Source organism: Gordonia sp. G4 (genome assembly GCF_057770005.1).
Genome location: NZ_CM173442.1, coordinates 3,516,574 through 3,536,349 on the forward strand (window position 1 = coordinate 3,516,574; position 19,776 = coordinate 3,536,349).

Below are 19,776 nucleotides of genomic sequence, written 5' to 3' on the forward strand. Positions count from 1 at the left end.
GTCTTACTTCAGCTCGAGCAGCACCGTGCCCTGGGTGACGGCAGCACCGGCCTCGATGGTGAGGCCGGTGACGACGCCGTCCTTGTGGGCGGTGACCGGGTTCTCCATCTTCATGGCCTCGAGGACGACGACCAGATCGCCGGCGGCGACCTCCTGGCCCTCCTCCACGGCGACCTTGACGACGGTGCCCTGCATCGGAGCTGCCACGGCGTCGCCGGAAACGGCTGCGCCGCCACCCTTCTTGCGCGAACGTGCCTTCGGCTTCTTGCGGACGACGCCGTTGGCCGAGCCGCCACCGCCACCGAGGGCGAGATCGCCGGGCAGCGACACCTCGACGCGACGGCCGCCGACCTCGACGACGACGTTCTGCCGCGGGGCGGCCTCGTCGTCTTCGATGGGCTCGCCGCCGGTGTACGGCTCGATCGGGTTCTCCCAATCGGTCTCGATCCACTTGGTGTAGACGTCGAACTTCTCGCCGTCGCCGATGAAGGCGGGGTTGGAGACGATGTGCCGGTGGAACGGGATGACCGTCGCCAGGCCCTCGACCTCGAACTCGGCGAGTGCGCGACGCGAACGCTCCAGCGCCTGCTCGCGGGTCTCGCCGGTGACGATCAGCTTGGCCAGCATCGAGTCGAACTGGCCGCCGATGACGTCACCCTCGACGACGCCGGAGTCGACGCGGACGCCGGGGCCGGTCGGCTCCTTGTAGACCGAGATCGGTCCCGGGGCGGGCAGGAAGTTGCGGCCGGCGTCCTCACCGTTGATGCGGAACTCGAAGGCGTGACCGCGCGGGGTCGGGTCCTCGGTGATCTCCAGCTTCTCGCCGTTGGCGATGCGGAACTGCTGACGCACCAGGTCGATGCCCGCGGTCTCCTCGGTGACCGGGTGCTCCACCTGCAGGCGGGTGTTGACCTCGAGGAACGAGACCAGCCCGTCGCTGCCGACCAGGAACTCGACCGTGCCGGCGCCGTAGTAGCCGGCCTCGCGGCAGATGGCCTTGGCGGACTCGTGGATCTTGGTGCGCTGCTCGTCGGTCAGGAACGGGGCCGGGGCCTCCTCGACCAGCTTCTGGAATCGACGCTGCAGCGAGCAGTCGCGGGTGCCGGCGACGATGACGTTGCCGTGCTGGTCGGCGATGACCTGGGCCTCGACGTGGCGGGCCTTGTCGAGGTAGCGCTCGACGAAGCACTCGCCGCGACCGAACGCCGCGACGGCCTCACGCGTGGCCGACTCGAACAGATGCGGGATCTCCTCGATCGTGTACGCGACCTTCATGCCACGTCCACCGCCGCCGAATGCCGCCTTGATGGCGACCGGCACGCCGTGCTCCTGGGCGAAGGCGACGACCTCGTCGGCGTCCTTCACCGGATCCTTGGTGCCGGGGGCCATCGGTGCGTCGGCCTTGAGCGCGATGTGGCGCGCGGTCACCTTGTCGCCGAGGTCGCGGATCGACTGCGGGGACGGACCGATCCAGATCAGCCCGGCGTCGATGACGGCCTGCGCGAAGTCGCCGTTCTCCGACAGGAAGCCGTAACCCGGGTGGATCGCGTCGGCGCCGGACTTCTTGGCCGCGTCGAGGATCTTGTCGAAGACCAGGTACGACTCCGCCGATGTCTGCCCGCCCAGTGCGAAAGCCTCGTCCGCGAGTTTGACGAACAGTGCGTTCGCGTCGGGCTCGGCGTACACCGCGACGCTCGCGATGCCTGCATCCCGGGCGGCGCGGATCACGCGGACAGCGATTTCGCCACGGTTGGCGATGAGGACCTTGCTGATTGCGGACGGAGTGTTCGCAGAGGTACTGGGCACTTGTTCTCCTGGGCCTTACTCGTACTCAGGTGCACGACGCGGTAGCGCACGCGACACGTTGGGCGGACGTCGGTCAAGTCTGGCGGCCCGCCGTCACCGGCCGGGATGCGGACGGCGAGGGCGATGCGACACCTTCGCGGTGCAGGTGTCGCGACCTTCCGGGCAATACCCTAGCCCACCGAGCAATCGTTCGGTGGAGCCCTGGGTCACAACGCCGGAGAGAATGTGCTCGCATCACCGAGGCGTCGGACCAGTTCGGCGAAAGCACGCAGGTAGGCGTGGACGGGACCACCTGTCGGGTCGATCGCCCAACCGTCTTCGGAACGGGCCTCGGCGGCGGGAAATGTGACGTTTCCCTCATGTTGTGCACCCGGAGTGTTCGCCGAGGCGGTGACGCCGAGCTCACGCAGCGGCGACTCGCGCGGGAACCGGGCGGAGTACCGCAGTCCCGACGGGGTGCGGTTGATCCAGATGTACACCTCGTCGGGCGAATAGCTGTGACTGCGGAGGACCTTCGCACGCCCCGCGTCGGCGGCCCCGGCGCCCGGTGCATAGCGCGTGTCGATGAACGAGATGACGAACCGCGGGCCACCCTCGTGCCCGATCAGGTCGGCCACCCGCAGGAACGGCAGCGAAGCGCCCTGACGCCCGTGCTTGAGCGCGGCGGTGGATCGGACGACGGCCTGGTCGAACGTCGGGGAGTCGGACATGTCGAGACAGAAGGGAGCGACCCCGACGAACCAGCCGAGGGAGGTCAGCCAGCGGGCGTCGTCGCGCGTGTGCCGCGGCAGCACACAACGGAACTGCCGATCGCCGGTCAGTTCGTGGTGCACCACGGCGAAGGCCGCCAGCACTCCGGCGGTCAGCGTGCCGCCGGCCTCCGAGCAGATCGCGGTGAACCGGTTGGCCGTCGCGTCGTCGGCGACCACACCCCACAGCGACTCCTGGGGGAGTGCCGCGTCCGTGTCGACATCGTCGGGGGTGCGGTGATCGTTGGCCGGGTCAGCCGTGTGCAGGCCGGGCATGTCACCGTTGCCGGCGGCCAGGAACTCCGACCACAGGCCGACGGCCGGATGATCGCGCCCGGTCTGGTCGGCGAGCCGGCGTTCCGCGGCGCTGAAGTCGACATAACTGCCGACCTCGGGCAGATTCGCGCCGCGATGCTCCCGCGCCGCCCGGTACATCGACACCAGCTCCTGCTGGGCCATGATCAGCGAGTACCCGTCGACCAGCGAGTGATCGGCGGCGAAGAGGAGCGTGAACGAGCGTTCGCGTCCGACCGTCGCGAACCGGTAGGCCGGCCAGTGCAGCGGCGCGGTGGCGCGATCGAACGAGCCCGCCAGTTGCTCCACGAGCGGACCCGACTCGGCGTACCAGCCGACCCGGCCCATCTTGAGTTTCACGGTCCCCGGCGCGGTGGTCAGCCGCTGCAGGCCGGAGCCCTTGATCACGACGTGACTACGCAGCACCTCGTGCCGGTCGATCCACTGGGTCAGCACCGACCGGATGGCCGGGATCGACAGCGGCTCGTCGAACTCGATGCTCAACCCGAGCCAGGCCTCACGTCCGCCCTCGCGACGCGTGCGGACCCGGTACTCGAACGCCGCCCGCAGATGCTGCTCGTGATTGTGCGAGGTCAGGCGCGAGTCGTAGTCCCAATTACCCAGTCCGCCCGGCACATACGGCGTCCACTCGACGAGACCGCCGGGCGCGATGGGTTCGTCGCGGATCTGGATGAACTTCATGCCCCGGGCGTGTCGGGCACCTGGGCGCGAACCTGCGCCTTGATGCGGCCCAGCATGCCCGCCATACCCCGCAGGCGCAGCGGACTCACGGCGCTGCCGAGTCCCAGGTCGTAATAGAAATCCGATGGCACGTCGAGGATTTCGCGCGCCGACGCGGTGTCGAGTCCCTGATGAAGGATGGCGGCGAAACCGCGGGTCGTCGGCGCCTCGCGCGGAGCGCTGAAATACAGCCGCACCGACGACGGGTCGGCGGCGTCGACGGACAGGAAGACCGGCGACTGGCACTCGGGTACCGGTTCCATCGCATCCTGCTCGAGATGCGCCGGTATGTCCGGCAATTCGCCGGCGAACTCGAGCAGGAGCGTGACCTTGTCGGAGTCGTCGAGTGCGCCGAAGTCGTCGACGATCTCGGCCAGGGCTGGAGGCAGACTCATCGTGCGGTCGGGTTCACTCGGTGCCGGGAACGGCGCCCGGCTCCTCGCCGACGGCGATCGGCACGCGCACCGCGTTGCCCCACTCGGTCCACGATCCGTCGTAGTTGCGGACCGCGGTGTGCCCCAGCAGATGTGTCAGCACGAACCAGGTGTGGCTCGACCGCTCACCGATGCGGCAGTAGGCGATCGTGGGCGTCTTCGGGTCGAGCCCGGCGTAGATCTCGTCGAGTTCGGCGCGGCTGCGGAAACGGCCGTCGGGGGCAGCGGACTTCGCCCACGGGATCGAGATGGCGGTCGGGATGTGCCCGCCGCGCAGCGCGCCCTCCTCCGGGTAGTCCGGCATGTGCGTGCGCTCGCCGGTGTACTCCTGCGGGGAACGGACGTCGACGAGGGGCTCGGTGCCCAGGGCCTCCAGGACCTGCGGCGCGAACGCGCGGATCTTGGCGTCGTCGCGCTCGACCACCGGGTAGTCCGACCGCGGGTAATCGGGGACGTCGAAGGAGGTGTCACGGTCCTCGGCCATCCAGGCGTCGCGGCCACCGTCGAGCAGGCGGACGTCCTCGTGGCCGAACAAGGTGAAGACCCACAGCGCGTAGGCGGCCCACCAGTTGCTCTTGTCGCCGTAGATCACGACAGTGTCGTCGCGTTCGATTCCCTTGCTGCGCATCAGTTCCGCGAACTGCTCGCCGTTGATGTAGTCGCGCGTGACCGGGTCGTTGAGATGAAGGTGCCAGTCGATCTTCTGAGCGGTCGGGATGTGGCCGATGTCGTAGAGCAGCACATCCTCGTCGGACTCGATGATCTTGAGTCCTTTGGCGCCGAGATGCGCCGACAGCCACTGGGTCGTCACCAGCCGCTCGGGGTGGGCGTAGTCGGCGAAGGCCGGATTCGGGTCGGTGTCAACGCTCACGGTGCTCTCCAGCTCGCTGTTCGGACGTTCCGCGTGGATCACGCGCGGACCATCTGCGGTCCCGCTGATAAAGCGTAGGGCATCGGCCGGAGCGTGCTTCGATCAGACGACAAACCCCAGGTGAAGCGGGTCCCGCCTGCTACGTTCGCCGAATGATCGATCGACGCGGGCCCCTCGCGATGCGGTGGGCGGTCGCTCTGGCCGCCGTGGTGACACTGACCGTCGGAAGCGGATGCGCACTCATCCCGTCCGAGAATTCCGGGGAGTCCCGTCCGTCGTCCGCGTCGACAAGCAGCGCACCGAGTCCGACGCCGTCGCGCTCAACGGACCCGACCGGCGACGCCGACGCGGCGCAGTGCCGGCCCGACGACTGCCCGAAGTTGCCGACGCCGACCGCGGAACTCATGACCAGCGGGGTCACCCCGGCCAACGTGGACACCGCGGTGCCCGACTACCTGACCACGCTCCTCGACGACCTCGACCAGACATGGGGTGGGTGGTTCGACGAACTGGGCTGGGGCGACCCGGCACCGGGACGGGTGCTGATCGAGTCCGGCACCTCCTTCGCCACGGAGTGCATTGCCGGCGACGAGGATTCGAACCCCGTACCGATCCCGTCCGACGAGGCCAACGCGTTCTTCTGTGGAGTGGACACCGAACCGAACGGAGAGGGCACCCCGACCGAGGGCAGCATCGTGCTCCCGGTCGACACCTTCGCGGCCATCTGGGACGGCAACGTCTTCGGGGTGCCATCGCCGATCGTCGGCGACTTCACCGCGGCGATCGTGGTCGCTCACGAATACGGCCACAACGTCGTGTTCCGGATGGCCGAGGCGTTCGACATCCCCGACAGCCGTCTCCCGGCCGGCAAGAACAGCGAGCTCATCGCCGACTGCCTGGCCGCGAACTGGGGTGCAACCGCCTACCAGCGTGATGCGCTCGGCGCGCGGGAGATCCTGCAGGTCGCGACGCTGCTGCCGATCATCGGCGACACCGGCGGCGCGTCCGGACACGGCTCGGCGCGCGAACGTGCGGTGGCGTTGACGGTCGGACTGACCGGCCCGCAGTTCAACCGCCAGGGTCAGCCGGTCGACTGCATCGAGCGGTACTGGCCGGAATTCTTCGAGGTGGAGTAGGGCCACCTCAGGGAGCGGGTCGTCGTCAGTGGCGCCAGAAGTCGGTGACCGAGAGCCCGACGTCGGCCAGGAGGGTGCGGACCAGCGGCAGGCCGATACCGATGACCGACGACGGGTCGCCCTCGATGCGCTCGACCAGCCAGCCACCCAGACCGTCGAGGGTGAATGCGCCGGCCACCTGTAGAGGTTCACCGCTGGCGACATACCGCTCGATGACGTGGTCGTCGGCGGCGGCGAAATGGATCGTGGTGGAGCTCGTCCCGCCGGCGGTCGCGGGCCGGTCGAGGCGGATCAGGTGATGGCCGGTCAGCAGGTCCGCGCTACGACCGCGCATCTCCGACCACTGCGCGACGGCGCGTTCGGGGGTGTGCGGTTTGCCGAGCAGCCGGCCGCCTAGATGGAGCATCGAGTCGCAGCCGATGACGGCCACGGCGCTGCCGGACCCGGCGAGTTCGGCGATCTCCGGAAGTGCCGCAACGGCTTCCGCCTTCGCGCGGGCGAGTTCGGCGACCACCACACCGGCCGGTGTGGAATCGGGGAGCGCGGCGAGGAGCGCATCCTCGTCGACATCCGACACCCGCACGACCGGCTCGACGCCTGCCGCCCGAAGGATGCGGAGCCGGGCAGGGGAGGCCGAACCGAGTACGAAGATCGGGCCGGGAGTACCCGGCCCGATCTCGGATTCGGATGTCATCGTCAGTAACGCAGGTTGGTGAAGCTTCCCGGGCCGCCCCACTGCGGACGCAGCCGGTCGATCGGGTGGCCCCAGTCGTTCCGGGTCTCGGGCTCGGCCGAACCGCCGCCCGAACCGGCACCGGCGAGGACGGTCACCAGCACGGCGAGGTCCTCGTCGGTCGGATTGCCGCCGACGACCGTCAGGAACGGACGCTCGGACTTCGTGGAGTCTTCGCTCACGGAATTCTCGCTCTCGGAACTGACCGCTGGTGTCACAGGGGGATGTTGCCGTGCTTCTTGGGCGGCAGGTTGACCATCTTGCGCTCGAGCAGCTTGAGCGCAGTGGCGATCTGACCGCGGGTGTGGCTCGGCGGGATCACCGCGTCCACGTATCCGCGGGCGGCCGCGACATACGGGTTGACGAGGGTGTCCTCGTACTCCTCCTGCAGCTGCAGACGCAGTGCGTCGACGTCCTCACCCTTGGCGGCCGCGTCCTTGAGCTGGCTGCGGTACACGAACCCGACCGCACCCGAGGCGCCCATGACGGCGATCTGGGCGGTGGGCCACGCCAGGTTCACGTCGGCACCCATGTGCTTGGAGCCCATGACGTCGTACGCGCCGCCGTAGGCCTTCCGGGTGATGACGGTGATCTTGCCGACCGTCGCCTCGCCGTAGGCGTAGAGCAGCTTCGCACCGCGACGGATGATGCCGCGGTACTCCTGATCGGTGCCGGGAAGGAAGCCCGGGACGTCGACCAGGGTGACGATGGGGATGTTGAAGGCGTCGCAGGTGCGCACGAACCGGGCGGCCTTCTCCGAGGCGTCGATGTCGAGGCAGCCGGCGAACTGCGTCGGCTGGTTGGCGACGATGCCGACGCTGCGGCCGTCCACCCGGCCGTAGCCGATGATGATGTTCGTCGCGTACTCGGCCTGCACCTCGAGGAACTCGTCGTCGTCGAGTATGCGACGGATGACCTCGTGCATGTCATAGGGTTGGTTCGGCGAATCCGGGATCAGGGTGTCGAGCTCGAGGTCTTCTTCGGTGAGGGTGTCCTCGATGGAACCGGCGGCCGGCTGCGCGACGGGCAGACGCGGGGCATCGGCGCGGTTGTTGCTCGGCAGGTAGCTCAGGAGTTCCTTGACGTACTCCAGGGCGTCCTCTTCGTCGGAGGCGACGTAGTGCGCGGTGCCCGACTTCGACATGTGCGTGTGGGCGCCGCCGAGCTCCTCCATCGTCACCTCTTCACCGGTGACCGTCTTGATGACGTCCGGACCGGTGATGAACATCTGGCTGGTCTGGTCGACCATGACCACGAAGTCGGTGAGCGCGGGGGAGTACACGTGACCGCCGGCCGCGGCGCCCATGATCAGCGAGATCTGCGGGATGACACCGGAAGCACGCACGTTGCGGTGGAAGATCTCGCCGTAGAGGCCGAGCGAGACCACGCCCTCCTGGATGCGGGCGCCGGCGCCGTCGTTGATGCCGATCAGGGGGCGACCGGTCTTGATCGCGAGGTCCATGACCTTGACGATCTTCTCGCCGTAGACCTCGCCGAGGCTGCCGCCGAAGACCGTCGAATCCTGCGAGAAGACGCAGACCTCGCGACCGTCGATGGTGCCGTAACCCGAGACGACGCCGTCACCGAGCGGGCGGCGCTCGGCGAGTCCGAAGTTGGTGCTGCGGTGCCGGGCGAGGGCGTCGAGTTCGACGAAGGACCCCTCGTCGAGCAGGTGGGTGATCCGTTCCCGCGCGGTGAGCTTGCCCTTGGCGTGGGTCTTCTCGACGGCGGCCTCACCCACCGGATGCTTGGTCTCCTCGAGACGATTGCGCAGATCGGCGAGCTTTCCCGCCGTCGTGTGGATGTCGGGAGCGGCGGCGTCGTCGCGCGAAGCAGTGGTCATGACTGACGATGCTAACTACCCGAGTGTGAGCCACGTCAACCGGATCAACGTGAGATATCCCTCAGGTTTACGAGCGATCGGTCGGTGGGCCGGCGGGTCGACCGTGAAACCGGTGGTATCCGTTCGTGCGGAGGCGGCGGCCAGTAGTTTCGTCAGGTATGAGTCTCGACGCCGATCTGCTCCGCACCCGTCTCACCGGCACCCGCTGGCACCGCATCGAGGTGGTCGAGGCGACCGGTTCGACCAATGCCGACCTCGTCTCGCGCGCCGCCGGCGAATCCGTCGGGGGCGCCGTGCGGATCACCACCGACCAGACCGCCGGACGTGGCCGCCACGCCCGCACCTGGACCGCGCCGGCCGGCACGCAGCTGGCCATGTCGGCCGCGCTCGACGTCGCCGACCACACCGAGGACCTGGGCTGGCTGTCGCTGCTGGCCGGACTCGCCGCCGTGCAGGGTGTCGACGACGCGATGGGGATCCGTCCGACGCTCAAATGGCCGAACGACGTGCTGATCGACGGCAAGAAGGTCGCGGGCATCCTCTCGGAATACACCCGCAGCGAGCATGCCGCAGGTGGCCCGGGAGGCGTGGCGGTGATCGGCACCGGGCTCAACACCACGATGGCGGAGGAGCAGCTGCCGGTCCCGACCGCCACCTCGCTCCGGCTCGCCACCGGCCGCGACGTCCCCCTGACCGAGCTCGCCGCGTCGTACCTGCGGGCGCTCTCCGAGCTGCTCGACCTGTGGCCGCACGACCTGGACGGGCTCGCGGCGCGGTACCGCGACGACAGCGACACCATCGGCCGCCGCGTACGGCTGGTCCTGCCCGGCAATCGTGAGGTCGTCGGCACCGCGACCGGTGTCGACCCCTCCGGCCGGATCGTCGTCGACGCCGACGGTGAGCAGGTGGTGGCCGCCGCGGGCGATGTCACCCACCTGCGGCCGGAGTGACTTCGACTCGGCTCGTCGCTCCGCTCCTCGCCGGCTCAGCCGGCGGGGCGCTGGACGCTCTTGCCGGCCATCGCCGGGATGATCGTCAGCGAAGGCAGACCGATCACCAGATGCACGATCGCGGTCTCGATGCCCACCGAGATCTGGTTGTAGGTCAGGATCGGGATCAGCACGGCCGCCACCAGCAGCAGGCCGACGATCCACCGGTAGAACTGATCGGGTGACGGCGTGACCAGGTGCAGCACGTACCAGAGCGCACCCGCGGCAAGCGCGCACAGGAAGCCGACGACGCCGAACCAGAGCTCGCTGGCGGCGACCGGGTTCCACACGCCGAACTTGCCCGACTCGTTCACCTTCTCCACGAATGCGGAGATGATCCAGGCGACGAGCCATGCCGCGAGACCGGTCACCACGCCGGTCATGACCACACCGCCGGCGAACGTGACGGGATTGATGTCCGGGCCACGACGGGGCTTGGCGGGCTGGCCCGGCCGGCCGTAGGCGCCCTGGCCCCCGTACGGATCTCCCGCATAGGGATCGGCGGCGTACGGATCGCGCGCATAGGGGTCGTTCTGGCTGCTGTAGGCACGCGACTCGGGTGTGTAACCGGACTCGTAGCGCGCGGTCCGCGGGTCGCGGGGATCCTGGTAGCTCATGGCGTTCTCCTCCCCGACCGGTCGTGAAAGCCGATGGTCGGATCTGGTGTCGGTCGGATCTGGTGTCAGGGCCCTGGCATGCTCACGGCACGAGGACGGCGGCGGTCGGCGTGATTGGCAGTCTACTGCGGCACCCGGCCGTTTATGCTGAGCCGCATGGCCTATCCGCGGGAGAACCTGGCGTCGGGGGAACGCGTCGTACTCCATCGGCACCCGCACTGGAAATGCCTGCTCGGGCCGTTCCTGTTGTTCGGGCTCCTCACCGCCGCCGCCGGCGTACTCCTCGGCGTCATCACGTCGTCGGGGTTGCGGTCGACACCGCAGACCGTGCTGCTCATCGCGGTCGCGGCGGTCTGGGCCATCGGCTTCTGCTGGTACTTCGTCCGCCCGCTGATGTCCTGGAAGACAACGCATTTCGTGCTCACCGACCGGCGGGTGATGTTCCGCAACGGAATCATCACCCGGTCGGGCATCGACATCCCGATCCGCCGGATCAACACCGTCGAGTTCCGGCACGGCCTCGTCGACCGGATGCTGCGCACCGGCACGCTGGTCATCGAGTCGGCCTCCGACGAACCGCTGTCCTTCGACGACATCCCGCAGGTGGAGAGGGTGCACGCGCTGCTGTACCACGAGGTGCTCGACGTCCACGACGACGAAGATCATCCGTGGGACGGACACCGGCGCGATTCCCACGACCAGCCCGCCGACGGTCCCGTGCACCCCGGTGACCGGGCGGAGAACCGGGGGGTCCGCGACCGATGACGACCGTGCTGCTCGCCGAGGACGACGCCGCGATCGCCGAACCGCTCGCGCGGGCGCTGTCGCGTGAGGGTTACGGCTGCGAGGTGGTCTCGACCGGGGCGGATGCCCTGGAGAAAGCCCTCGACACCCGCTATGAACTGCTCATCCTCGACCTCGGGCTACCGGTGCTCGACGGTCTGGAGGTGTGCCGGCGGGTACGGGCCCAGCGACCCGCGCTCGCGGTGCTGATGCTGACCGCACGCACCGACGAGGTGGATTTCGTGGTCGGCCTCGACGCCGGCGCCGACGACTACGTCGGCAAGCCGTTCCGCCTGGCCGAGCTGCTGGCGCGGGTGCGTGCCCTCCTGCGGCGTCGCCAGCCCGGCGACGTCGTCCTCGAGGGCGGTGCCCTACGCCTGGACGCGCGGGCACGCCGCGTCCTGGTGAACGGACACGACCTCACCCTGGCCAACCGCGAGTTCGACCTGCTGCGCTTCCTCATGGAACGCGCGGGCGAGGTGGTGACGCGCGAGGAGATCCTCACCGAGGTGTGGGGTTCGGCCGACCTGCGGTCGTCGAAGACCCTGGACATGCACATCTCGTGGCTGCGCCGGAAGATCGGCGACGACCGCCACGACCGTCCCCGCCACATCGTGACCGTGCGCGGCGTCGGATTCCGGTTCGACCCCTAGTCGTCTCATGCGCCGTCGCCTGCTCACGACCATGATCGCCGTCCTGCTGGCGGTCGGTGGGCTGCTGGGCATCCCGCTGAGTGTCGTCGCGTGGTGGTGGGTCGCCGACAACGCGCATCAGGACCTCGACAATCGGCTGAAGGTCATCGCAGACCAGCTGATCCGGCAGGAGGGGGCCGACGGCCGGATCCCGCCGGAGTCCCTCGACCGTGAGGCGTTCCAGCTGCTGCTGCCGCCGAACGGCAGCCTGATCGTCACCTTCCCCGACCTCACCGGCACCCTGCAGCGCACGGTGGTCGGGGCGGACATCAGCGAGCCCCGGCTCTCGGAGTCCATCGCGCTCGGCGCAGCCGGGACGCTGACCCTGTCCATCCCGCGCGACGAGGTGCGCAACGACCAGTTCACCGCCGCCTCGATCGTGGCCGTCATCGTCGTCGCGTCCGTCATCGGCGGCACGCTCGTCGCCGCGGTCACCGCGGGTCGGATCGTCGATCCGCTGACCGATCTCGCCGATCGGGCCGCGACCATGGGCCGGGGCGACTTCCGGACCCAGTGGAAGATGTACGGCATCGCCGAACTCGATCGGGTGTCGCGTGCACTGGCCGACGCGAACGCCGAACTCGCCCTACGCCTCGAGCGCGAGCGAGAGGTCGCCGGTGACGCCTCCCACCAGTTGCGCAGCCGCCTCACCGCGATCCAGCTGCGCCTGGAGGAACTCTCCCTGCACGATGACCCCGCGGTCGTCACCGAGGCCGAGGCCGCCCTCGATCAGATCGAGCGGCTCTCCGCCGAACTCGACGAGCTGGTCGAGGCGTCCCGGGCCGACGAACCCGCGCCCGAGTTCGTCGACGTGTCGGACATGCTGACGACGCTGGTCGGGGATTTCCGGCACGCCTTCGAGGCGAGGGGCCGCGAACTGCTGGCGACCTTCGACGGCGTCCCGCACGCGCTGACCGCGAACCCGGGTCGTCTCCGGGAGGCGGTCAGTGTGCTGGTCGACAACGCCCTGCAGCACGGCCGCGGGACCTGCCGGATCCACGTCGGCACCCTGCCCGCGGGCGATCTGGTGCGCATCACCGTCGCCGACGAGGGTGACGGGGTCGCCGACGAGATCGCCGCACACATCTTCCGTCGGGGTTTCTCGGCCGGGCGACGGCCCGGCGCGGGCCGGAGCGGGGTCGGCCTGTCACTCGCGCGGGCATTGATCGAATCCGACGGTGGCCGACTCGAACTGACCGTCCGGCGACCGCCGGTGTTCGCGATCGTCGTGCCCGCGCGGCTGGTCACCGGACGCGATCAGCTCGGCACCGACCGGGGCGACTCCGAACTCGCCGACGAGATCGACGAGAACTCCGGCCGGTCCCCGCGATCGGGCGTCAGGCGTGACCGAGTTCCTCATCGTTGAGCTCGGCGAGCGAGGGGTGCAGGTCGGTCGATCCGGCGTCCCCGCCGCGCAACTGTTCTTCGGGGAAGGCGAACTTGCGCAGTGCCCAGAACCGGAACGCCATCTGCATGAGGTTGCCGATGATGTAGCCGAGCACGAAGTCGATGACCACGATCTCGGACACGCTCAGGTTGGAGCGCATGTCGAAGATGTTGTTGGCGACGAACAGTGGAGCGGCCTGGAGGATGACGCCGATACCGCTGATGGCGAAGAACAGCATCGCCTCGTGGTGACGTTCGCGGCCGCCGCGGTTCTTGAACGCCCACTCGCGATTGAGGATGTAGCTCAGGATGGTGGCCAGGACGCCGGCAATGACCTTGGCGATGACCGGCTTGGTCTCCAGGACCGTGAGGCTCAGGCTGTAGAAGATGGCGAGGTCGAAGACGAAGGTGGTCCCGCCGACCATCGCGAACTTGATCAGTTCGTGGTGCCGCATCACGAGCCGACGGACCGGCGCTGGGAGGCGGGCGATCATCTCGTCGATCAATGGCACAAGATCCGAGTGTACGAAACGAAACCGCCGGGACACGTGCCGGGCGGTTGTGCGAATGATGCCGCATACATGCCACGATGGTGCGCGTGAATTCACGCGAGCAGGTCGGCGGGGCCGTGTCCCCGTCGTCGCAGGTGCCGCCGGTCCCTGAATCGGGGCGCCCGGGCGGCCGGGCGTCGGGGATGCCGACCGTGACGATGATCGGCGGCGGCCAACTCGCTCGGATGACCCACCAGGCCGCCATCGCCCTGGGCCAGTGCCTGCGGGTACTGGCGGCCTCGGAATCCGATCCGGCCGCCCAGGTGAGCGCCGACATCGTCCTGGGGTCGCACGACGACCTCGACGATCTGCGGCGCGCCGCGTCCGGGTCGGTCGCGGTGACCTTCGACCACGAGGGCGTCCCGCTGGCGCACCTGCAGGCACTCGAAGCCGACGGCGTCGCGGTGCTGCCGCCGTCGAAGGCGCTGCATTTCGCGCAGGACAAGCTCGCCATGCGGGTCCGGCTGGCCGAGCTCGGACTGCCCGTGCCCGACTTCGCCGACCTGTCCGGGGACCGGGCCGCGGCCCGGTCTCGTCTGATCGAGTTCGGCGAGGCCAACGACTGGGCCATCGTCGTCAAGGCGGTCCGCGGCGGTTACGACGGCCGCGGGGTGTGGCTCGTCGACGGCGCGGACGACGCTCTCGCGGTCTTCGACGAGTACCCCGACGACGCACCGGCGCTGCTCGCCGAACAGAAGGTGCCGATGCGACGAGAGTTGTCGGCGATGATCGCGCGGTCGCCGTTCGGTCAGGGTGGGGCGTGGCCGGTGGTCGAGACCATCCAGCGCCACGGGCAGTGCGCGGTCGTCCTGGCACCGGCTCCCGGGCTCGACGACGAGGTCGCCGCGCAGGCACAGCAGATGGCGTTGCGGCTGGCCGACGAGCTCGGTGTGGTCGGTGTGATGGCGATGGAACTCTTCGAGACCGTCGACGGCGAGCTGGTCGTCAACGAGCTGGCGATGCGTCCGCACAACAGCGGGCACTGGACGATGGACGGCGCGGTGACCTCGCAGTTCGAGCAGCACCTGCGCGCCGTCCTCGACTATCCGTTGGGCAGCACGGCACCGAGTGCGCCGGTGACGGTGATGGCCAACATCCTCGGCGCGGCGGACGCACCGGCGATGTCGATGGACGAGCGGCTGCACCACCTCATGGCCCGGATGCCCGAGGCCAAGGTGCATCTCTACGGCAAGGGCGAGCGGCCCGATCGCAAGATCGGGCATGTGAACATCGTCGGGCGCGAAGGGGATTCGCCGGAGTCGGTACGGGAGCGTGCCGAACGCGCGGCCCAGTGGATGTCGCGGGCGACGTGGACCGACGGATGGGATGAACATTCATGAGTGAGACGCACGGCCCGCGGGTGGGCCTGATCATGGGCAGTGATTCGGACTGGCCGACGATGAAGGCGGCCGCCGAGGCCCTCGCCGAGTTCGACGTGCCGTTCCAGGTGGGCGTCGTCTCGGCTCACCGCACACCGCAGCGCATGCTCGACTACGCGGCAGGGGCGGCGGGCCACGGCATCGAGGTGATCATCGCGGGAGCCGGTGGCGCCGCGCATCTTCCGGGCATGGTCGCGTCGGCGACCCCGCTGCCGGTGATCGGGGTACCGGTCCCGTTGCGGCATCTCGACGGACTGGATTCGCTGCTGTCGATCGTGCAGATGCCCGCCGGGGTCCCGGTGGCCACGGTGTCGGTCGGCGGCGCCCGCAACGCCGGGCTGCTCGCGGTCCGCATCCTCGCCGCCGCCGACGCCGACCTGCGCGCCCGGATGGTCGAATTCCAGCAGGGGCTCGAACAGATGGTTCTCGACAAGGACGCGGCACTCCAGCAGGAACTGCTGGGGGAGTAGCACTTCCGCCGATCAGATCGTCGGCTGCAGGCCGAGCTTCGCGGTGAAGAAGTCGATGACCCGATCGTAGGCCTCGCGGGTCGGTTGCCCTGGCTCGTCGCGGAGGTCCTCGGTGAGCACCGAATGTGGCCGCGGCAGCATCGAATCCGGGTTCGCGGACTCGTCGGGTAGCTCGATGCCGATGAAGGCGTCGCCGAGGATCTCCCGGAGATACGCGAATCGGGCTCCCGGCACCAGACGGTCGCCCTGGAAACGCAGACCCATCACCTCGAGGCCGCGTGCGCACCGCGCCTGCACCAGAGCGAGATCCGACTCGCTCACGTCGATGGCCCGCGCGCGTCCCGGCAACACCGCGAACGGCAGTGAGGGCTGGGACAGCACCGGGGCGAGCATCCGCTCGTCGGTGGCCATCGCGAGTGCGAACCCGCCGGTGAAACACATCCCGACGGCACCGACCCCGGGGCCGCCGCACCGGTCGTGTTCGCGGGCGGCCAACGCCCGCAGCCACGACGCGACCGGTGACGTCTTGCCGGTGGCCAGGATCGTGAACTCGCGGGTGATGCAGGCCCGGGCGATGGTGCCGAGCATGTTCGTCGCCGAGCCGACCGCGCCGAGGTTGTCCGGGCGAGGATCACGGCCGTCGACGCCGAACAGCGACGGCAGCACCGCGGTGGCGCCCGCCCCGGCCACCCGGCGCGCGACGTCGGCGACCTTGGGGCTGATCCCCGGCATCTCGGCGATGACGATGACGGCGGGACCACTGCCGAGGCGATGCACCCGGCGGGTGGTCCCGTACAGGGTCACGTCCTCGGCGACGAAGTCGTCGAGCGGGTCGTCGGCCATCAGATCACGCCGCGTGCAGTGTGCCGAGGAGCGCGGAGTCGAAGAGTCGCGCCGGGATGCGGGCACCCTGGGCGATGTCCGGCGAGTCCGACGGCACCACCCGCGGACCGGTCACCCGGTAGTGCCGGTTCTTGCGGATCAGGCCGAAGGTCCCGGCGGCCTGCACGTTTCGGACCCAATCGGTGTGCCGCCCGTACGTGAGGATGATGGTGAGACGATCGCCGTCGACCCACGCCATCACCGGGATGGAGTAGTGCCTGCCGGACTTGCGTCCGACGTGCTCGACCATCGCGTACGGAGCCAGTCTGGGCGCCCATTGTCGCTGGATGGGGTTGGTCACTCGCTTGTTCAGCCGGGCCACCACGCGGGGGATTCGCATGTCCCCACTGTGCCCGATCGGCGGCGTGCCCGCGGGGTTCACGACAGGATCAGGGTGGCCTTTTCCATCTCGGCGATCGCCGCGAGCCGTTCCGGTGAGGCCGCGGAGACGTGGACGAGGCTGCCGCCCGCCAGCAGAGGTGCCAGGAGGTGAGCGATCACCCGGTCGCCGGAGTACCACGGCCGGGTGGACACCACGCGGGCGCCCGGTCCGATTCCCTCGCGCTCAGCCGTCGCCCGGGCGTCGTCGAGCACCTCGCCGATGGGGGCGCCCTCCAGGGTGGCCGATGCAGGGTACCGAGACGAGAACTGATCGCCGTGGACGCGGACGACGCTGCCGTAGTCGCCGACGCCGGGCGGCAGGTCGCGCAGCGGCAGCGCGAACGGATCGAGCGAGGCGACCACGACCTCGTCGACGTCGGGATGGCTGTCCAGGCGATCACGGCTGGTGAACACGATCATCGGGTCTTCGGTGGAGTCGAAGTGCACCTCGGCGCCCGCCCAGAGCGCGCCCAGCAGGATGCCGGCCGTCTGCCAGTGCTCCGGGAGATCGACCGCGACGACATCGCCTTCGGCGACCCCGATCTCGTCGCGTAGGTAGTTCGCGGTCTTGGCCGCCCAGTTGCCGAGGGTCGCCGCCGAGAGCTCGGTGCGCTCACCGGTCGCGTCGTCGTAGTAGGTCAGCAGCGGACGCGAATGATCGGCGACCGCGGCGAAGATCGCGTCGGTGAGAGTGTTCGGAGTCAGTTCACGCACATGGGCCCCTCGTTGCCCGCGGTGATCGGCGGGCGCTTGTTGCCGACGCGCTCGCTCGCCGGCGTGTTGTCGGTCTGGTCGCCGGTGTCGCTGATCGAGCCCGGACCGGCGTAGGTGTTGGTGAGCACCACCTTCAACTGATCGTCGCCGAGGGCGGGATCGGCGACGACCTGGGCGCCGCCGAGATCCTTGGCGAGGAGCCGAGCGGCGTCGCTCTCCTCCTTGGCGTACACGATCGAGTCCTTCGTGTCGGCCTTGCCGCTGGAGGTGGCTCCGACCCGGAAACCCTTGTTGGTCAAGATGTTCGCGACGTTCGAGGCGAGCCCGTCGATGGTGCCGGCGTTGACCACGTCGACCGTGTAGTCGCCGCGCTGGATGCCCTGCGTCTGCTTCGGTGCCAGCAGGTCACCGGTGAAGGCCTGGACCTCGCGCGGGTCCACCTGGACGACGCTCTGCTGACCGTCCTCGCTCCAGCCCTGCTCGGTCACGATCGGGATGGTCGCGAACTTCACCCGGCCGCCGCTGAGATCCTTGAGCTGTTCGGCGAACCGGATGATGTCCCAGTCGTCGTCGATGACCACCGATCGCGACACCGCGTCCTGCAGCTCCGACAGCTTACCCGGATCGGTCAGGGTGTTCGCCGAGATGATCTTCTGCGTCAGCGACGCCATGAACGCCTGCTGACGGGTGATGCGGTCGAGATCGCCGCGGGGGAGGCCGTGGCGCTGGCGCACGAAGCTGAGCGCCTTGGGCCCGTCGAGAGTCTGACGGCCGGCGCGGAACCGCGCGCCCGTGAAGGGATCCCGGACCGCGTCGTTCAGGCAGACGTCGATGCCCCCGGCCGCGTTCGTCAGCAGCACGAACCCCAGCAGGCCCACCTCCGCGTAGTGGTCGACCTGCACGCCGGTCAGGTTGGCGACGGTGTCCACCAACGCCTTCCGGCCAGCCAGGGTGCCCTCGGACTCGGCCTCGCTCTCGGATTTGCCATCGGTGACCGCTTGCGCGCGAACGGTTTCGCGCGTCGTGCCGTAGGCGGCGTTGATCTTGCTCATCCCGACACCGGGTACGTCGACATACGAGTCGCGGGGGATCGAGATCGCGGTCGCCGACGAGCCGTCGTCGGGGATGCGGATCAGCAGGATGGTGTCGGTGTTGGTCGCCACCTCGTCGCCCGACCGCAGGAGTCGGAGTTCCTCCGGCGACAGCGGATTGCCCTTGGCGTCGGTCCGCGAATCGGTGCCCACGAGGAGGATGTCGACGGCCCCGTCTTCGGCGCCACCGCCGAGATCGAGTCCGCCGAGCTGGGTGATGCGGGTCTGCAGATCCGACATCGTGTTCCAGGCGTATCCGGTGCACAACAGCACCGCCACCGAGGCGACCGCGATGAGCGCACGACCCCAGCCGGCCCCCGGGGTCCGGGCACCTTTGCGTCGGCTGTCCGCCGGCGGCTTCGACGGTGGTTCCGGTGTCGACGACGTCGCCGCCGTGCGTCGGTCGCCGGACTTCGGTCCGGTCTGCTTCGGTCCGGCCGATTTCGGTCCAATCTGCTTGGGTCCGGTCTGCTTGGGTCCGGTCGGCTTCGGGTCGGTGGACTGACGTGCGGTCGGCTTCCGCGGGCTCGTCTTGGGGTCGCCCGGCTTCTGCTCGGACGTCCGCTTAGCGGCCGGGGCCGGGCGGGTGTGGATCTCGCCGGAGGTGCGTCGGACGGGCCGCGGCTCGCCGGGGCGGCGCTGCCGGGTAGGGGTGGGTTCCACGGCTTCTGGCGTGGCTCGTCGACCGCCGGGGGCGCGACGTTCGGAGTTGCGGGTGTCGGCGGCCGGCCGACGCCGGGGGTCGCGGGGGTCGCGTGGATCGGCAGCTCGACGTCGCGGGTCCGGCGGGGGCTGGCGTCGCGCTCGGGGTGGAGGATTGCCCGGTTCACCGGGGAGCGGTGCCGCGCGCCGCGGGGATTCGCGTCCATCTGGTCCACCGTCGTACGGGGGCCGGGCCGGGCGCCTGCGCGCACCGGGCTCCGGGGCGCGCCGATCGCCGGGCATCGGCTGACGCCCGTCGGGACCCGGCCGTGCCGGACGGCGCGGCTGCGCGCGCCGACGCGGGCCGTCGGATGGTGAATCCACTGGTGAGCGGTCCCTTTCGAGGTCGGCACATCGGGTCCGGGGTCGACGCGGCGAGCGTTACGCCTGAGGATGTCGATGCTGATGTGCAAGGCGGGTCGGCTGTTGTGTGCTGTCGCCAGGCTACTGAAGTGATTCGCGAATTCGAGAACGCAACGCCGGTCGTGTGAGTAGCCGTCGTCACGTGTTCCGGCGAGCGCGTCGTCGCGTG

20 protein-coding genes are annotated in these 19,776 nt (G+C 69.4%); 7 read left to right on the forward strand and 13 right to left on the reverse strand.

The features are described 5' to 3' along the window. Positions 1–3: 3 nt before the first annotated feature. From AC3B5T_RS15790 to AC3B5T_RS15805, 4 genes are all read right to left on the reverse strand, one after another. Positions 4–1,806, reverse strand: a complete 1,803-nt coding sequence (locus AC3B5T_RS15790; protein WP_055475054.1) for an acetyl/propionyl/methylcrotonyl-CoA carboxylase subunit alpha — start codon at positions 1,804–1,806, stop codon at positions 4–6. A gap of 206 nt (positions 1,807–2,012) precedes the next feature. Then, on the reverse strand, positions 2,013–3,551 hold the full coding sequence (locus AC3B5T_RS15795; protein ID WP_055475053.1) for a condensation domain-containing protein: 1,539 nt from the start codon (positions 3,549–3,551) through the stop codon (positions 2,013–2,015). Next, a complete protein-coding gene (locus AC3B5T_RS15800) occupies positions 3,548–3,985 on the reverse strand; it encodes a SufE family protein (RefSeq protein ID WP_055475052.1) in 438 nt (145 codons plus the stop codon). Before AC3B5T_RS15800 ends, AC3B5T_RS15795 begins: the two co-directional genes overlap by 4 nt. A gap of 13 nt (positions 3,986–3,998) precedes the next feature. Beyond that, positions 3,999–4,895 carry a sulfurtransferase gene (locus tag AC3B5T_RS15805; protein ID WP_055475116.1) on the reverse strand — a complete coding sequence of 299 codons (897 nt, stop codon included), beginning with the start codon at positions 4,893–4,895 and terminating at the stop codon, positions 3,999–4,001. Positions 4,896–5,047: 152 nt separating this feature from the next. On the opposite strand from AC3B5T_RS15805, the gene AC3B5T_RS15810 reads away from it, so the two are divergent. Next, positions 5,048–6,031 (forward strand): neutral zinc metallopeptidase, encoded by a 984-nt coding sequence (locus AC3B5T_RS15810; RefSeq protein WP_231632652.1) that lies wholly within the window; start codon positions 5,048–5,050, stop codon positions 6,029–6,031. A gap of 25 nt (positions 6,032–6,056) precedes the next feature. Here AC3B5T_RS15810 and AC3B5T_RS15815 read toward each other — a convergent pair whose 3' ends face one another. Genes AC3B5T_RS15815 through AC3B5T_RS15825 form a run of 3 tightly spaced genes read right to left on the reverse strand, consistent with a single transcriptional unit; the run spans position 6,057 to position 8,607 of the window. Further along, positions 6,057–6,725 carry a Maf family protein gene (locus tag AC3B5T_RS15815; protein WP_055475051.1) on the reverse strand — a complete coding sequence of 223 codons (669 nt, stop codon included), beginning with the start codon at positions 6,723–6,725 and terminating at the stop codon, positions 6,057–6,059. 2 nt (positions 6,726–6,727) lie between these two features. After that, positions 6,728–6,946, reverse strand: a complete 219-nt coding sequence (locus AC3B5T_RS15820; protein ID WP_171011626.1) for an acyl-CoA carboxylase subunit epsilon — start codon at positions 6,944–6,946, stop codon at positions 6,728–6,730. Positions 6,947–6,978: 32 nt separating this feature from the next. After that, a complete protein-coding gene (locus AC3B5T_RS15825; protein WP_055475049.1) occupies positions 6,979–8,607 on the reverse strand; it encodes an acyl-CoA carboxylase subunit beta in 1,629 nt (542 codons plus the stop codon). Positions 8,608–8,765: 158 nt separating this feature from the next. On the opposite strand from AC3B5T_RS15825, the gene AC3B5T_RS15830 reads away from it, so the two are divergent. Further along, positions 8,766–9,557 (forward strand): biotin--[acetyl-CoA-carboxylase] ligase, encoded by a 792-nt coding sequence (locus AC3B5T_RS15830; protein ID WP_055475048.1) that lies wholly within the window; start codon positions 8,766–8,768, stop codon positions 9,555–9,557. Between the two features lie 35 nt (positions 9,558–9,592). On the opposite strand, the gene AC3B5T_RS15835 is transcribed toward AC3B5T_RS15830, so the two are convergent. After that, entirely contained in the window at positions 9,593–10,213 is a 621-nt protein-coding gene (locus AC3B5T_RS15835; RefSeq protein WP_055475047.1) for a hypothetical protein, read from the reverse strand. Between the two features lie 144 nt (positions 10,214–10,357). On the opposite strand from AC3B5T_RS15835, the gene AC3B5T_RS15840 reads away from it, so the two are divergent. From AC3B5T_RS15840 to AC3B5T_RS15850, 3 genes are read left to right on the forward strand one after another with little or no spacing between them, the layout of a single operon-like run. Then, a complete protein-coding gene (locus AC3B5T_RS15840) occupies positions 10,358–10,978 on the forward strand; it encodes a PH domain-containing protein (protein ID WP_055475046.1) in 621 nt (206 codons plus the stop codon). After that, positions 10,975–11,649: a response regulator transcription factor gene (locus tag AC3B5T_RS15845; protein ID WP_004572230.1), complete on the forward strand. Its 675-nt coding sequence runs from the start codon at positions 10,975–10,977 to the stop codon at positions 11,647–11,649. The genes AC3B5T_RS15840 and AC3B5T_RS15845 overlap by 4 nt, the downstream gene beginning before the upstream one ends. Positions 11,650–11,656: 7 nt before the next feature. Continuing rightward, a complete protein-coding gene (locus AC3B5T_RS15850) occupies positions 11,657–13,054 on the forward strand; it encodes a sensor histidine kinase (RefSeq protein WP_055475045.1) in 1,398 nt (465 codons plus the stop codon). On the opposite strand, the gene AC3B5T_RS15855 is transcribed toward AC3B5T_RS15850, so the two are convergent. Next, positions 13,026–13,586, reverse strand: a complete 561-nt coding sequence (locus AC3B5T_RS15855; protein WP_197282748.1) for a GtrA family protein — start codon at positions 13,584–13,586, stop codon at positions 13,026–13,028. The genes AC3B5T_RS15850 and AC3B5T_RS15855 overlap by 29 nt on opposite strands. A 182-nt stretch (positions 13,587–13,768) precedes the next feature. Between AC3B5T_RS15855 and AC3B5T_RS15860 the strand changes: the two genes are divergently transcribed. Together AC3B5T_RS15860 and purE are read left to right on the forward strand one after the other, a co-directional pair. Beyond that, a complete protein-coding gene (locus AC3B5T_RS15860) occupies positions 13,769–14,965 on the forward strand; it encodes a 5-(carboxyamino)imidazole ribonucleotide synthase (RefSeq protein WP_171011628.1) in 1,197 nt (398 codons plus the stop codon). After that, the gene (gene purE / locus AC3B5T_RS15865; RefSeq protein WP_055475043.1) at positions 14,962–15,474 is read left to right on the forward strand and encodes a 5-(carboxyamino)imidazole ribonucleotide mutase; all 513 of its coding nucleotides are present in this window, start codon (positions 14,962–14,964) and stop codon (positions 15,472–15,474) included. The genes AC3B5T_RS15860 and purE overlap by 4 nt, the downstream gene beginning before the upstream one ends. 12 nt (positions 15,475–15,486) lie before the next feature. Here the strand turns inward: purE and AC3B5T_RS15870 are convergent, their stop codons facing one another. Genes AC3B5T_RS15870 through AC3B5T_RS15885 form a run of 4 tightly spaced genes read right to left on the reverse strand, consistent with a single transcriptional unit; the run spans position 15,487 to position 19,568 of the window. Then, a complete protein-coding gene (locus AC3B5T_RS15870) occupies positions 15,487–16,317 on the reverse strand; it encodes a dienelactone hydrolase family protein (RefSeq protein ID WP_055475042.1) in 831 nt (276 codons plus the stop codon). Positions 16,318–16,321: 4 nt separating this feature from the next. Further along, positions 16,322–16,696: a nitroreductase family deazaflavin-dependent oxidoreductase gene (locus tag AC3B5T_RS15875; RefSeq protein ID WP_055475041.1), complete on the reverse strand. Its 375-nt coding sequence runs from the start codon at positions 16,694–16,696 to the stop codon at positions 16,322–16,324. A gap of 38 nt (positions 16,697–16,734) precedes the next feature. Continuing rightward, positions 16,735–17,451: a TIGR03089 family protein gene (locus AC3B5T_RS15880; protein ID WP_055475040.1), complete on the reverse strand. Its 717-nt coding sequence runs from the start codon at positions 17,449–17,451 to the stop codon at positions 16,735–16,737. Continuing rightward, positions 17,439–19,568: an LCP family protein gene (locus AC3B5T_RS15885; protein ID WP_055475039.1), complete on the reverse strand. Its 2,130-nt coding sequence runs from the start codon at positions 19,566–19,568 to the stop codon at positions 17,439–17,441. The genes AC3B5T_RS15880 and AC3B5T_RS15885 overlap by 13 nt, the downstream gene beginning before the upstream one ends. Positions 19,569–19,776: the final 208 nt, after the last annotated feature.

What these genes read in the sequence shown, in the direction of transcription:
- AC3B5T_RS15795 (WP_055475053.1), bottom strand. Translation starts at nt 3,551, where the DNA reads ATGAAGTTCATCCAGATCCGCGACGAACCCATCGCGCCCGGCGGTCTC.
- AC3B5T_RS15800 (WP_055475052.1), bottom strand. Translation starts at nt 3,985, where the DNA reads ATGAGTCTGCCTCCAGCCCTGGCCGAGATCGTCGACGACTTCGGCGCA.
- AC3B5T_RS15810 (WP_231632652.1), top strand. Translation starts at nt 5,048, where the DNA reads ATGATCGATCGACGCGGGCCCCTCGCGATGCGGTGGGCGGTCGCTCTG.
- AC3B5T_RS15815 (WP_055475051.1), bottom strand. Translation starts at nt 6,725, where the DNA reads ATGACATCCGAATCCGAGATCGGGCCGGGTACTCCCGGCCCGATCTTC.
- AC3B5T_RS15825 (WP_055475049.1), bottom strand. Translation starts at nt 8,607, where the DNA reads ATGACCACTGCTTCGCGCGACGACGCCGCCGCTCCCGACATCCACACG.
- AC3B5T_RS15830 (WP_055475048.1), top strand. Translation starts at nt 8,766, where the DNA reads ATGAGTCTCGACGCCGATCTGCTCCGCACCCGTCTCACCGGCACCCGC.
- AC3B5T_RS15835 (WP_055475047.1), bottom strand. Translation starts at nt 10,213, where the DNA reads ATGAGCTACCAGGATCCCCGCGACCCGCGGACCGCGCGCTACGAGTCC.
- AC3B5T_RS15840 (WP_055475046.1), top strand. Translation starts at nt 10,358, where the DNA reads ATGCTGAGCCGCATGGCCTATCCGCGGGAGAACCTGGCGTCGGGGGAA.
- AC3B5T_RS15845 (WP_004572230.1), top strand. Translation starts at nt 10,975, where the DNA reads ATGACGACCGTGCTGCTCGCCGAGGACGACGCCGCGATCGCCGAACCG.
- AC3B5T_RS15850 (WP_055475045.1), top strand. Translation starts at nt 11,657, where the DNA reads ATGCGCCGTCGCCTGCTCACGACCATGATCGCCGTCCTGCTGGCGGTC.
- AC3B5T_RS15860 (WP_171011628.1), top strand. Translation starts at nt 13,769, where the DNA reads ATGCCGACCGTGACGATGATCGGCGGCGGCCAACTCGCTCGGATGACC.
- purE (WP_055475043.1), top strand. Translation starts at nt 14,962, where the DNA reads ATGAGTGAGACGCACGGCCCGCGGGTGGGCCTGATCATGGGCAGTGAT.
- AC3B5T_RS15870 (WP_055475042.1), bottom strand. Translation starts at nt 16,317, where the DNA reads ATGGCCGACGACCCGCTCGACGACTTCGTCGCCGAGGACGTGACCCTG.
- AC3B5T_RS15875 (WP_055475041.1), bottom strand. Translation starts at nt 16,696, where the DNA reads ATGCGAATCCCCCGCGTGGTGGCCCGGCTGAACAAGCGAGTGACCAAC.